Annotated in this window: 10 protein-coding genes; 7 read left to right on the top strand and 3 right to left on the bottom strand. The window is 58.2% G+C overall.

What is annotated here, in order from left to right:
• Positions 1 to 20: 20 nt before the first annotated feature.
• A complete protein-coding gene (mngB, locus tag OKC43_RS05030) occupies positions 21 to 2,675 on the bottom strand; it encodes a mannosylglycerate hydrolase (RefSeq protein ID WP_236272755.1) in 2,655 nt (884 codons plus the stop codon).
• An 86-nt stretch (positions 2,676 to 2,761) separates the two neighbouring features.
• Entirely contained in the window at positions 2,762 to 4,708 is a 1,947-nt protein-coding gene (gene mngA / locus OKC43_RS05025) for a PTS 2-O-a-mannosyl-D-glycerate transporter subunit IIABC (RefSeq protein ID WP_270658491.1), read from the bottom strand.
• A 247-nt stretch (positions 4,709 to 4,955) separates the two neighbouring features.
• Here mngA and OKC43_RS05020 point away from each other — a divergent pair, with 247 nt between their 5' ends.
• Positions 4,956 to 5,675, top strand: a complete 720-nt coding sequence (locus OKC43_RS05020) for a GntR family transcriptional regulator (protein WP_005337027.1) — start codon at positions 4,956 to 4,958, stop codon at positions 5,673 to 5,675.
• 114 nt (positions 5,676 to 5,789) lie between these two features.
• Here the strand turns inward: OKC43_RS05020 and xseA are convergent, their stop codons facing one another.
• The gene (gene xseA / locus OKC43_RS05015) at positions 5,790 to 7,169 is read right to left on the bottom strand and encodes an exodeoxyribonuclease VII large subunit (RefSeq protein WP_236272757.1); all 1,380 of its coding nucleotides are present in this window, start codon (positions 7,167 to 7,169) and stop codon (positions 5,790 to 5,792) included.
• Positions 7,170 to 7,458: 289 nt separating this feature from the next.
• On the opposite strand from xseA, the gene OKC43_RS05010 reads away from it, so the two are divergent.
• From OKC43_RS05010 to OKC43_RS04985, 6 genes are all read left to right on the top strand, one after another.
• Positions 7,459 to 8,010: a cytochrome b gene (locus OKC43_RS05010; RefSeq protein WP_139463922.1), complete on the top strand. Its 552-nt coding sequence runs from the start codon at positions 7,459 to 7,461 to the stop codon at positions 8,008 to 8,010.
• 444 nt (positions 8,011 to 8,454) lie between these two features.
• Positions 8,455 to 9,918, top strand: a complete 1,464-nt coding sequence (gene guaB / locus OKC43_RS05005) for an IMP dehydrogenase (RefSeq protein WP_005360033.1) — start codon at positions 8,455 to 8,457, stop codon at positions 9,916 to 9,918.
• 84 nt (positions 9,919 to 10,002) lie between these two features.
• The gene (gene guaA, locus OKC43_RS05000; protein WP_019445882.1) at positions 10,003 to 11,592 is read left to right on the top strand and encodes a glutamine-hydrolyzing GMP synthase; all 1,590 of its coding nucleotides are present in this window, start codon (positions 10,003 to 10,005) and stop codon (positions 11,590 to 11,592) included.
• Positions 11,593 to 11,972: 380 nt separating this feature from the next.
• The gene (locus OKC43_RS04995; RefSeq protein WP_005337011.1) at positions 11,973 to 12,245 is read left to right on the top strand and encodes a hypothetical protein; all 273 of its coding nucleotides are present in this window, start codon (positions 11,973 to 11,975) and stop codon (positions 12,243 to 12,245) included.
• Positions 12,246 to 12,603: 358 nt separating this feature from the next.
• Positions 12,604 to 13,050, top strand: coding sequence for a hypothetical protein (locus OKC43_RS04990; protein ID WP_194496296.1), 447 nt, complete (start codon positions 12,604 to 12,606; stop codon positions 13,048 to 13,050).
• A 119-nt stretch (positions 13,051 to 13,169) separates the two neighbouring features.
• A complete protein-coding gene (locus tag OKC43_RS04985; protein ID WP_236272758.1) occupies positions 13,170 to 13,583 on the top strand; it encodes a hypothetical protein in 414 nt (137 codons plus the stop codon).
• The last annotated feature ends 162 nt before the right edge of the window (positions 13,584 to 13,745 follow it).

Here is a 13,745-nt window from a genome sequence, read left to right as displayed (position 1 = left end):
CCTGTGGGTGTTACCGGCGGTTAGCCGCGAGCCACCCGAAAGCGCACGCTGCGGGAGTGGCAAGGCGCCAGCTCACCAAACTCGCCAGCGGCCAGTTCAAGGGGCTGGGGCTGTTCGTCCATCCGCACCGCTTGCCAGTCGCTCAGGGTGTGTTCGCAGCTCACTTTGCCACCCTTCAGCACAGCCTGCTCGCTCGGGTTGTAGACCCGGATCACCAGCGCCTCTTCATCCTCTGCCTTTTTCAGGGCGCTCAGCACCGGACCGGAGGGATCCATGGAGAGCAGACTGAAGTGGAGCGGGGTGGTGAAGCTCGCCTTGTTGAGCTTCATGGCATCGAACGGGATCTTGTTGTAGCAGCGCACCGGGGTGAGGTAGCTGCGCGCCGCCTGCATCACGTTGGCGCTGATGTGATCGCCGGCAAACGCCAGCAGGCTGAAACGGCAGCTGAGCTTGCCACGCACCTGGGAGTCCGGGGTGGGCAGCTTGATGCCGGAGGGGCGACCCGGGCGCAGCAGCAGCTCCTCTTTACCGAGTACGCCGACCCCGCGCAGCAGGGTGAGTGCCAGGGTGTCGCACTGCTCGCCGATCACTTCAAACTCGCGCAGACCGTCACTCAGCACCGCCAGCCCCTGCTTGCCATCTTGCAGGGCGACGAAGTTCATCAGCTGCCAGACCGGAATGGGTGCCTCTTTCCACCCTTCTGCCTCCCAGTTCGCCATGGCGCTGTCGCGGGTAGGGCGGGTGATGCAGCCAAACTGGTTGTCAGAAACCACGGTGTCGCTCGGGAACGGGGTGGGGATCAGCACCCGCACCCGGTGGTCATCAGCCTGATTGTCGAGCTCCAGCTCGATGTCGATCCGTGGGCTCTGGTGCGCAAGCGTGATGCGGCAGGTGACATCGAGATGGCCGCTGCACTGGCGGTTGGTGCGCTCGGCGAGGTTGGCAGGCAATGCCATACGCAGTTTGAGCGTAGCGATGCTCTGCCACGCCTGATGGGTGACCTCGCGGGTCACCGCAAACTCGGTGGAGTAGCGCAACCACTCGTCCCGCGACGGCGAGTAGTCATACTCGTCGCCATCATCGGAGCCCTCTTCCAGCGTGAGCACCTGATCAAAGGTGGTGCCGCGCAGTTTATCCAGGATCTGCAGGGTGCCGTTGTCATTGAGGGCGATGCGATAAAAATCGTTCTCCAGCAGATCGCCGCTGGCCGTCACCGGTTGCTCCAGTCCCGGCTGGTTGCCTTCGATATGGAGAGTGCAGTAACCCATGGCCGGCAGGGGATGGCAGAGTTGGATGTCGTACTCCATAAAGGGGTCGTAGTTGCCATAGTGCACGATCTGTCTGTCCACCAGTCCCGGGTCAATCTCGCGTCTGGCGCGGATAAAGTAGGAGACCGGCTGGCCCGCCTCATCGCGCAGGGCAAAGGATTGGGCGCGAATGCGGATGCTGGTGTTGATCACCTCCTGACGGGGGAAGGGCATCAGGTTGAACAGGCAGAGCTTGTCAGCTACCTGTACCCCGTCTTCACAGAGCTCCACCGGCATGTTGTCGACAATCTTGCGCATGTAGAAGCGGATCAGGTTCTCGGCCATGTCGTCGGCCAGAATGAAGCGGGTCATCACCTCCTGATGCACCTTGTCGCTGCAGCAGCAGCCGATGCTGTCATGGGCGTGGTTCTTCATGATCTCCTTCCACATCTTCTCTAAAAGCCCATGGTGGTACTCAAAGCCGAGCGCCCAGGCGATGCTCGCCAGCGGCTCGAGGATGTTGACGATCTTGTTCTCGATGGCGGCATGGGCCAGCTTGATGTCCATCCGGGTGGAGGAGATGGTGCGGTGTACCCGCATGTATTTGCCGTCGTTGAACTCCCCCTTGAGGGTGGCCAGCTGGTCGCGGCACGCCTCGATGCGCTCGAAGACCTGCTCGAAGCGGCTCATGTGGAATTCACGCTGGGGGTAGATCTCGCGCAGCTTGTCGATAATGGCGAAGATGTTCTGTTGCAGCGGCATCTGGTCGTGGCCGTTGGGCAGCAGGATATCCTGGGTGACCGAGGCCTTCTCCAGCACCTCGAAGTAGGATTCGAGCCGCTTGCGCAGGCCCGCTTCATCTTCCGGCAAGTACTTGCCGATGGCGTAGCCGAGCGGCAGGACCTGGGCGGTCACCTCGCTGCCATCGTTGCTCTGCCAGAGGAACTCGGTCTTGTCGGTACCGTGGCGCTCGGAGCAGCCGCGCCAGAACATGGCCCGATCGATCCCGAAGCCGTTGAAGATGTGGGGCAACTGGGAGGACATGCCGAACGAGTCGGGCAGGTAACCGATCTTCATCGGCTCGCCAAGGCTGAGGCAATCGCGCATCCCGTAGAGCAGGTTGCGCAGGATGGACTCTCCGCTCACCTGCATGGTGTCGGTCTGGGTGTACCAGGGGCCGATGATGAGCTTGCCCGCTTCCACCAGTGCCTTCACCCGGGCCTTGTTTTCGGGCTGGATGGCGAAGTAATCCTCCAGCACCGCAGTCTGGCCGTCCAGCACATAGAACTTGTAGTCGGGGTCGGATTCAAGACGCGCCAGGATCTCAGCCATGTTGTTGACCAGCAGGATGCGGGACTCCTCGGTGGTGAAGTACCACTCCCGATCCCAGTGCATGTGCGGCGTGATGTGAACTCGTGAAACTGTCATGACAATGATCCTTTGCTGACGCACGGCGGCCCTTGCCTGCCGTGCGGAAAAATAGTCTGTTGAAAAAGCGGTGGTGAAGATGAGCCTTACTCTGCGGCAACCACCTGATAGGTGCCGCGCTGCATGGCGTGACGGCGCCAGCCGATCAGCACCACAGTGGAGATAAGGGTGCCCACCAGCGCCGCACCGAGCCAGACGGCGGCAGCCATCAGGGCGCCGTGGCCGCCATCGTGGAGCAGGAACAGGGAGAAGATGCCGGCCCCCGGGGTGGAGAGACCAATCCCCATGGCTCCTACCATGGCGCCGGTGACCACCGAGCCTGCGAGGAAGGAGCCGATCACCCGGATCGGATCTTCGATGGCCATCGGAATGGCGCCCTCGGTGATCCCCGCCAGCCCCAGCAGCCAGGTCGATTTGCCGGTCTCTATCTTGAAGGTCTGGAACAGGCGTGGCGCCAGCAGGGTGGAGAAGGTGACGGTAAAGGCCGAGACCATCTTGACCGCACCGAAGATGGCGTAGGGGCCGTAAACCCCGTTGGCCATGGCGCCGAGGCAGAAGGCGTAGGCCGCTTTGTTGACCGGGCCACCCAGATCAAACGAGCACATAAAGCCGAGCAGGGCACCCAGCACCAGCGCATTGGTGCCGGAGAGGCCGTTGAGCCACTCGGTGAGGCTGTTGTTGAGCCAGGCCACCGGCTGACCGATGACAAACAGCATCAGGCTGCCCGCCACCAGAGTGCCGATCACCGGATAGAGGTAAAAGGTGAGAAAGCCGTTGAAGTTGGGGCTAAGGCGCACATGCTGCTTGACCCAGCGCATCAGGTAACCGGCGATAAGACCGCCGACCACGCCGCCGAGAAAACCGGAGCCAATCATGTTGGCGGCCAGTCCCGCCGCAAAGCCTGGGCCCAGCGCCGGTTTGTCTGCCAGCGAGTAGGCGGTATAGGCCGCCAGCACCGGTACCATCAGGGTGCCCAGCATGCCACCGCCAAGCTTGCGATACATCCAGAGCCAGGAGTTCTCGGTGTCAAACAGATGTTGCAGGCCAAAGATCTGGGCCAGCAGCACAGAGACGGCGAGCACGGTACCGCCTGCCACGATGAGCGGCACGGCAAAGGAGATGCCGCTCAGCAGCGCCTGCTTGAGCTCGGTCTTGAGGCTCACCTTCTTGCCGGTCGGCGCGTCGCTCTGGCTGGGGTTTGGCGTCGGGGCGGTGCGACCGGCCTTGGCCGCTTCCAGCGCGTCATTCAGGATCCGCTCGGCATGGCGGATGGGCTCGGCCACCGGCGTCTCGATCCGGGGGATGCCAGCAAAACGCTCCTGCTCCTTGATGGCCACCTCGGCGGCGAAGATGCAAGCCACCGCAGCATCGAGCGCTTCTTGCGGCAGGCGATCCTCAATGCCGTTGGCACCCTGCTTCTCGACCAGTACCCGAATCCCCAGCTTGCGCCCCGCCTTTTCCAGATACTCGGCGGCCATATAGGTGTGGGCGATCCCCGCCGGGCAGGCGGTGACACAGACCACAGTGGGTTGATTTGTATCTAGGTTGTCTTCTTTTGCTGGTTGCTTGCCACTATCCTCTTCGCCATCGAGCAGCGCCATCAGCTGCTCGGCACTCTGGGCCGCCAGCACCGCCTCGCGGGTATCGTCATCCACCAGGGCGGTGGTGAGGGTGGTGAGCAGCTGCATATGGGTGGAGCCCGCCTGATCGGTCGGGATCGCCAGCATGAAGATCAGGTTGACCGGCTCGGGGCCGTCGATCCCCTCCCAGCCCAGCTCCTCGCTTAAGGTAGCGACGGCAAAGGCCGCTTCGCGCACCGCATCGCACTTGCCGTGAGGTACCGCAAGCCCTTCGCCAAGGGCGGTGGGGCCCTGCGCCTCGCGGGCCATGACCGCAGCCAGAAAGGCGGCCTTGTTGTGCAGCTTGCCGGCCTGATCGAGCCGATCAGCCAGGGCATGAATGGCCGCATCCCGATCGGCAAACCGGGTTTGCAACGTGATGAGATGGGGGCCGGTAAGACTGGTCAGATTCATGATGATCCTCTGTCAGGTTGGCTTGCCAGCAAGCCGTCATGGTGAAAGTGACAGCGATGCTAACAAACCGGCCGACTGATTTTTGTGAGTGGTATCATACAATTTGTTATTTGTATTGTTTTTGTATTGTTTGTTCGGGGTGATTTGTTAGGTCAAATGAGGCCGAGCCGTTTTGTCTGCCGGGCAACTGGGGTAGAATGGCGCCTCTTCCATTTATCATGGCGCAGAGCCGACGAGGTGGCCTTTCGTGTCGAAAAAACCCATGTATCGCCAGATAGCCGACACCATCCAGCAGTGGATTGCGCAAGGGGAGCTGGCCCCCGGCGATGCCCTGCCCACCGAAGCCGAGTTGCGCGAGCAGTTCGGGGTGAGCCGGGTGACGGTGCGTCAGGCCCTCAAGCAGCTGACCGAACTCAACGTCATCGAGAGCATTCAGGGCAGCGGCAGCTATGTGCGACAGGAGAAGGTGAACTACGACATTTATCAGCTCACCAGCCTCTATGAGAAGGTGACCGATCCGGCGGCCGAGACCCACAGCGACATTCTCGCCTTCGAGGTGATCAAGGCGAGCAGCGAGCTGGCCGAGCGGCTCAATCTGCTGGAGGGAGCGCTGGTCTACTACGTCAAGCGGGTGCGCTTTATTCGCCAGATCGCGGTAACGCTGGAGGAGACCTGGATGCCGCTCGCCCTCTTCCCCGATCTCAGCTATGCGGTGATGCAGGGCTCCAAGTACCACTACATCGAGGAGGTGAAGCAGCTGGTGATCGACCGCAGCGAGCAGGAGATCATTCCGGTGCTCCCTTCGGCGCAGGTGGTGGAGGCGCTCGGTATCGATCCCGCCAAGCCCATTATCGAGAAGGTCTCCCGTGGCTTCTTGCAAGATGGCACCGTGTTCGAGTTCAGTCGCAACTTCTTCAAGAGCGATGATTACAAGTTCACCCTGGTGGCGCGCCGCGCCAAGGGGTGAGCAGGCAACTGCACCCGAGATAAAAAAGGCCGCCACCCTGTTTGCGGTGGTGGCTTTTTTTTGGCTGATTGCCGGGCTAAATAGCAGATTGGCTGGTGGTTTGATGCAGCCGACCTACTGCGCAGAGTCCTTTACGATCCCCTCGACCCGCACCTGCAAGCTCCCTTGCGCCAGGGTGGTGATGAGCTGGTCGCCACTGTTGACCTGATCGGCGCGGCTTATCACTTCGCCGCGCGCAGTACGGGTGATGGAGTAGCCGCGCCCCAGAGTGGCAAGCGGGCTCACCCCGTCGAGGCGGGCGGTGAGCATGGCGAGGCGGTGACTAGCAAGGTCTTGCCGCTTGGCAATCAGGGCATAGAGTCGCTCCTCGGCCAGCTGATGGCGGCGCTTGCCAGCTGCCAAGAGGCGCTCCGGACTCTTGCCCTGCAGGCGCAGCTCAAGGTTGGTGAGGCGCCGCTCACCCTGATGCAGCCGCTGGCGCAATAGCTGCTGCAAACGGGTGGAGAGTTCGTCGAGTCGCTGGGATTGTTGCTCCAGCCGCCGCTTCGGATCCTGATGGTCGAGCCGCTTTTGCAGCAGGATGAAATCGTGGCGGGCGGCGGTCTGCTGGCGGCTCATCGCCTGCAGCAGTCGCTGCTTGAGGTGAACGAGACGCTGGGCACGGGCGCTCTGATCCGGCGCCACCAGCTCGGCGGCAGCCGACGGGGTAGGGGCGCGCAAGTCGGCGGCAAAGTCGCTGATGGTGACATCCACCTCGTGACCCACCGCGCTCACCACAGGTATGGCTGAGTGGGCAATGGCGCGCGCCACCGCCTCTTCGTTGAAGCACCAGAGATCTTCGAGCGAGCCACCGCCGCGCCCGACGATCAGCACATCCACCTCGGCGCGCTGGTTCGCTTTGGCGATCGCCGCGACGATCTGGCTGATGGCGGCGCTCCCCTGTACCTGGGTCGGGTAGATAAAGACCGGCAGATCCGGCGCGCGCCGTTTAAGCACCGTCAGCATATCGTGCAAAGCCGCGCCGGTGGCGGAGGTGATAAGGCCCACCGCCCGCGGCTCACGGGGCAGCGGCCGCTTGCGGCTTTCGTCAAACAGCCCCTCGGCGCCGAGCCGGCGCTTGAGCTCTTCAAAGCGCAGCGCCAACACGCCATCGCCTGCGGGTTGCATCGATTCGATGATCAGCTGGTAGTCGCCGCGCGGCTCATAGAGGGAGACCCGCGCCTGCACCAGCACCTGCATGCCATCCTGCGGGCGAAACGCCACCCGCCGGTTGTTGCCCTTGAACATGGCGCAGCGCACCTGCGCCGACATGTCCTTGAGGGAGAAATACCAGTGGCCGGAGCTTGGCATCGCCAGATTGGAGAGCTCGCCGGTCAGCCACACCAGCCCCAGATCCTGCTCCAGGATCATGCGCACGGCGCTGTTGAGGCGGGTGACGGTAAAGACCTGCTGCTCGCGGCCGTTCGCCGTACTGGATGGAGTAAATCGGTTCAATGGCGTACCTGTGGTCTGCTCCGGCGGGGCCGGGATAAAACGGTGGCCGCTATCTTAACCCGAAACAGGGGGAGGGCGTTAAGCAGGCGGCGCCAGCAGCAGAAAAGCAAGATTGGAAACGCTGCCGTTTATCCGGGCAGGCAGTATGGCTCCCGACAAAGCCCTCGCACTTGCCTGCATCTGGCCAAGTTGCGGCTTGTCTCGATGCCGTTGATATCTCTTGTCCCGCTGATATTCACTGCGCCACCATCTTGACCAGCGTTCACTCGCCCCCTGTTTGGAGTAGCTTATGAATCCCTCAACCCACTTAAGTTTGACGACCCGTTTGCTGCACTGGTCGGTTGCCTTGCTGATGATTGGCCTGACCCTTGTGGGTTATCTGATGGTTAAATTTGAAATATGGGATCTCTATGCGCTGCATAAATCTCTGGGGGTGATTGCACTGTTCTTGATCCTGCCCCGCGCCATTCTCCGCCTTGTTAGAGGGTGGCCTGAGCCTGTGCGTCAATATCCTGTTTACGAGGCATTGGCAGCCAGGGCGATCCACTGGGGTTTGCTGATTTCAACGCTGCTTATTCCGGTGTCCGGTCTCTGTTATTCCGCAGCGGCTGGCCGAGGTGTCGCGATATTTGGCTGGTCTATTATCCCGATGAATCCAGATATCCATGATCCTGCCAATGTGATTCCATTCAGTGAATCCGTTCGGGATATTGCTCACACAGTCCATATATATCTGCCATATATCATGCTGGCATTTTTGCTGGTGCACATTGTCGGGGCGTTGAAACATCATCTGCTGGATAAAGATAATACCTTGCTGCGGATGGTGGGGCGAAAATAATAAAGAGAGGCACCCCTTGTTGTGCCGGAAAATATATGTTGCCAGCGGGTGAAATTTATTATCCAGACCGAGCAAAGGACATTGAGAAGAGAATGATACCGGTGCGAGTGGTCGCCGCGAGGGCAAGAGACAATACAAGGACACAAGACAAGGGGAGGGTGATCAGAGGCCGCTTGCCCCCTGAGCCTCTGTCGATCATCCCTTTGCATGGGGGTTGGGCTGTGTCGGCACCTACCGGTTTTGCATAAATCACCGGCTAGCCAACTCTTTTGCCCCGAAATGGCGCTTTTCGTACTGATAATCTTGGTTTTTTGGCGTTTTGGCCGCCTAAAAGAGGGCTATGCCATAAAAAATTCAAAAAACTTCTTTACCAGTGACCAATGCGTGAGTAAACTTCGTCGGCAATATTTTACACCCCCACTTCCTCAACGGTGAGATATTGCCATGCTCAGGATTGCCAAAGAAGCGTTAACCTTCGACGATGTACTGTTGGTTCCCGCCCACTCCGAAGTTCTTCCCAATACTGCCGATCTGCGTACCAAGCTGACCTCCGCCATCAGCTTGAACATCCCGATGATCTCCGCTGCCATGGACACAGTGACCGAAGCCCGTTTGGCTATCGCACTGGCCCAGGAAGGCGGTATCGGCTTTATCCACAAGAACATGTCCATCGAGCAGCAGGCTGCCGAAGTGCGCAAGGTCAAGAAGTACGAGAGCGGCGTGGTCACTGACCCCGTCACCGTGCGCCCTGACATGACCATCGCCCAAATCAAGGAGCTGAGCCACAAGAATGGCTTCGCCGGTTACCCCGTGGTGACTGACGGCAATCAGCTGGTCGGTATCATCACCGGCCGTGACGTGCGCTTCGTGATTGACCTCTCCCAGACCGTTGAACAGATCATGACCCAGAAAGATCGTCTGGTCACCGTGCGTGAAGGGGCCCCTCGCGAAGAGGTGGTTGCCCTGATGCAAAAGCACCGTATCGAAAAAGTGCTGGTGGTGAACGCCGACTTCAAACTCAAGGGCATGATCACCGTTAAAGATTTCCAGAAAGCCGAGCGCAAGCCCCACGCCTGTAAAGATGACAAGGGTCGTCTGCGGGTCGGCGCTGCGGTCGGTGCCGGTGCCGGTAACGAAGAGCGCGTCGCTGCGCTGGTGGAAGCCGGTGTAGACGTGCTGCTGATCGACTCCTCCCACGGCCACTCCCAGGGCGTGCTGGATCGCATCAAGGCCACTCGCGACGCCTATCCGGATCTGCAGATCATCGGTGGCAACGTGGCGACCGCCGCGGGCGCCAAGGCGCTGGCTGCTGCCGGTGTCAACGCCGTCAAGGTCGGTATCGGCCCGGGCTCCATCTGTACTACCCGTATCGTGACCGGCGTGGGTGTGCCCCAGATCACCGCCATCTCCGACGCCGTTGACGCGCTGGAAGGCACCGGTATTCCGGTGATTGCCGATGGCGGTATCCGCTTCTCCGGCGACATCGCCAAGGCCATCGCCGCGGGCGCCAGCTGCGTCATGGTCGGCTCCATGTTCGCCGGTACTGAAGAAGCGCCGGGCGAGATCGAGCTCTATCAGGGTCGCTCCTTCAAATCCTACCGTGGTATGGGTTCTCTGGGCGCCATGTCCAAAGGCTCCAGCGACCGCTACTTCCAGACCGACAACGCCGCCGACAAGCTGGTGCCGGAAGGCATCGAAGGCCGCGTGCCGTACAAGGGTCGCCTCAAAGAGATCATCCATCAGCAGATGGGCGGCCTGCGCTCCTCCATGGGCCTGACCGGCAGCGCCACCATCGACGACATGCGCACTAAAGCTGAATTTGTGCGCATCTCCGGCGCCGGGATGAAAGAGTCCCACGTCCACGATGTGACCATTACCAAAGAAGCCCCCAACTATCGGATGGGCTGATAAAACGGGGCCCTGCGCCCCGTTTTTCCACCCTTTTTTTATCCCGTGCCCTTTGTGACAACATCAGCCTGATGCAGGAATAAAATGACTAAAGACATTCACCAGCACCGTATCCTTATCCTCGACTTCGGTTCCCAGTACACCCAGCTGATCGCCCGCCGTGTGCGCGAAATCGGCGTCTACTGCGAACTGTGGGCCTGGGACGTAACCGAAGAGCAGATCCGCGAATTCAATCCGAGCGGCATCATCCTCTCCGGCGGCCCCGAGTCCGTCACCGAAGCGGGCAGCCCGCGTGCCCCCGAGTATGTGTTCAACGCCGGTGTCCCTGTGTTCGGTATCTGCTACGGCATGCAGACCATGGCCGAGCAGCTGGGTGGCAAGGTGCAATCCTCCACCGAGCGTGAATTCGGTTACGCCAAGGTGGAAGTGCTGGGCGAAGCTGGCAAGAGCAGCGCGCTCTTGCGCAATATCGAAGATGCCATCGCTGACAACGGCAATGCCCTGCTGGATGTCTGGATGAGTCACGGTGACAAGGTCACTACCATTCCGGCCGACTTCACCACCATCGCCCAGACCCCGACCTGCCCGCACGCGGCCATGGCGTGTGAGGCCAAGCGCTTCTACGGCGTGCAGTTCCACCCGGAAGTGACCCACACCCGTCAGGGTGCCCGCATGCTGGAGCACTTCGTCAAAGACATCTGCGGCTGCGAATGCCTCTGGACCCCGGCCACCATCATTGACGACGCCGTCGCCCGCATCCGCGAGCAGGTGGGCGACGATGAAGTGATCCTCGGTCTCTCCGGCGGTGTCGACTCCTCCGTGGTCGCCATGTTGGTACATCGCGCCATCGGCGATCGCCTGACCTGCGTCTTCGTGGACAACGGTCTGCTGCGTCTGAACGAAGGCGAGCAGGTGATGGAGATGTTTGGTGACCACTTTGGTCTCAACATCATCAAGGTTGAAGCCGAAGAGCGCTTCCTCTCTGCCCTGGCCGGTGTTGACGAGCCGGAAGCCAAGCGCAAGATCATCGGCCGCGTCTTCGTTGAAGTGTTTGATGATGAAGCGAAAAAGCTGAAAAACGCCAAGTGGCTGGCGCAAGGCACCATCTATCCGGACGTTATCGAATCCGCTGCCAGCAAGACCGGCAAGGCCCACGTCATCAAGTCTCACCACAACGTCGGCGGCCTGCCGGAAGAGATGAAGATGGGTCTGGTCGAGCCGCTGCGCGAGCTGTTCAAAGATGAAGTGCGCCGCGTTGGTCTGGAGCTGGGTCTGCCCTACGACATGCTCTACCGTCACCCGTTCCCGGGTCCGGGTCTGGGCGTGCGCGTCCTTGGCGAAGTGAAGAAAGAGTACTGCGATATTCTGCGCCGCGCCGATGCGGTCTTTATCGAAGAGCTGCGCAAAGCCGACCTCTACAACCAGGTCAGCCAGGCGTTCGCCGTCTTCCTGCCGGTGCGCTCCGTTGGCGTGATGGGTGATGGTCGCAAATATGACTGGGTCATTGCCCTGCGCGCCGTCGAAACCATTGACTTTATGACTGCCCACTGGGCTCACCTGCCGTACGACTTCCTCGGTCACGTATCGAACCGCATCATCAACGAGATCAATGGTATCTCCCGCGTGGTGTACGACGTATCCGGCAAGCCGCCCGCAACCATCGAATGGGAATAAGCGGCTCGCGCCGTTCTGCCCTTCGAGCATAAAAATGCAAAAAGACGCCCTTGAGGCGTCTTTTCTTTTCTCAATCGTTTGCGCCACACATCTTCTTTTTTTCGAGCAGCTTTTTTGCCACCTTGCCCCTGTCATATGTGACAGGGGCATTTTTGCCATCCCGCACTAGGCTCTCTCATGCCAATTGAGCCCGCTGTCAACAGCGGCTTGTGGCTGGGGGGAGGGCTGATCCAGTTGCAGATAGCTGCGTAAATTTGCCCATCGTTATCGTGCCAACCGGCAGTGATGGCACCCCGGTGGAGACCGGAAACCACTTGAATCAACGGGGCGCAGCCCGAACGGCCAAACGAGTCGGGATCATAGAGCACGGAGAGTTTGATATGTCAGAACAAGCAGTGTTGGTGGGTGGATGGACCGCATATCACAAGCTGACCGCCGAGGATCAGGCGGTATTTGATCAGGCGCTGAAAGGATTTGTCGGGGTGCAGTACGTACCCTTTGAAGTCTCCACCCAGGTGGTGGCTGGCACCAACTACCGCTTCAAGTGCAAGAGCACAGTGCCGCTTGCCAAACCGATCCATGGCGAAGCCGTGGTACAGATCTTCAAATCACTAGACGGGGATGCCCATATCACCTCCATTACCCCGATTTGATTGGGTGCGGGGCAAAGCGGGGAGGGGGAAAGCTCTCAACCGGTTAGCTCCAGACTCCAGATAAAAGAAAGACGCCTTAGGGCGTCTTTTCTTTATCTATGCTCCGGCACTGCTGATATGTGGCCAGTATTTGTACTTATTGATTAATTTGTTGATCTTGCTCAGGAAACTATCATCATCTGCTTTTGCTTATCTGTCTTGCTCGCTAGGATATCCGTCTGGATATGACCTCTTTGAAGTCACCAATGAATCAGAACAGAGACTTCGCGTGGCTCAAAAGCAGTAAATTGGAGGGGCGGATGCCCTGCGATGCAGGCGGAGTACCCTTAGATCTACGTTATTCTTTTTGGAGGCAGCCATGCCAGATATGACATTGATCACCACAGCTTTAAACGGAATTAAAACTGCTACCGACATTGCACGCTTTCTCAAAGACAGTGACTTCTCACTGGAAAAAGCGGAACTCAAGTTAAAACTAGCAGATTTAGTTGGTGCTTTAGCTGATGTAAAAATGGAATTAGCAGAAATCCATGAAACGATCGCGCAGAAGGACAAAAAGATTGAAGAATTGGAGAGTGCTTTTCAAAGTAAAGATTCTTTAATTCGACATATCGACGCATTTTATGAAGTGGACGAAGCAGGAAATCCACATGGGATTGCGCACTGTCTAAAATGCTGGGAAATTGAGCATAAAAAGCGTCCTCTAATTAAAAAGGCGACGAACCGCCACATCCATGTATGTCCCGCATGTGCTCATGAGTACGCAGATTGGCGATCACAACCAATAGAAGGGAAGCCCGAGTAGGCACTAACAATGCGCTCAATTGCTGCTCGCAAATAGCTAATCGCCAAGAGCCTCGCTTTTAATAGTCCGTTAGCTTAATCGTTATGTACATATTTTTAATATGCTGTAGGAATAGCTAGATGAGTGATTATCAGGATTTTTGTGAAGCATTTGGAGGATGCGCTAGTGATCCAGATTTTATGGATGATTGGCTGGCAGTGTACGGCCATGATAGTTCTGTTAAATCTCGGCTGGCGCTATTTGATTACACTGATATCGCAAATAAATATAGTTTGTCTAACAATGAAATAGAACAAATAAAAAGTTATATGAATATTTATAATATTCAAGGCTTTAAAAGTCAAAAAGAGGCCAATAAATATATAACCAACAAAAACCGTTGGGGTGAGTTTCCTGATATAAGGTCGCTGAATGATCATGGTGCATATAAAAATGTTCCTGGTATTTTACCCAAGTTTTATCGTATAACTTGTGAAATTCTCGATATTACAAAAGGAAATGGTGAATCACTGATAAAAGCTACCAAGTATTAAGGGCACATAACAAGCCGTTCAAGTGAGACTGCTAAATTTTGACTAAGTTCTGTTTCTTTACTCAAATTTTGCCAAGCATTACCATAGCCTAATGCTGTTGGGTGCAATGAAATTGCACCGCCAATTTAATATCTTCTCCCTTGAATGAGAAATACTCAGCAA

It is taken from the genome of Aeromonas sp. Y289-2 (assembly GCF_027705925.1).
GTDB lineage: Bacteria > Pseudomonadota > Gammaproteobacteria > Enterobacterales > Aeromonadaceae > Aeromonas > Aeromonas veronii.
The sequence above is the reverse complement of the archived record's forward strand: the minus strand, read 5'-3'. Positions and strand labels throughout refer to the sequence as shown.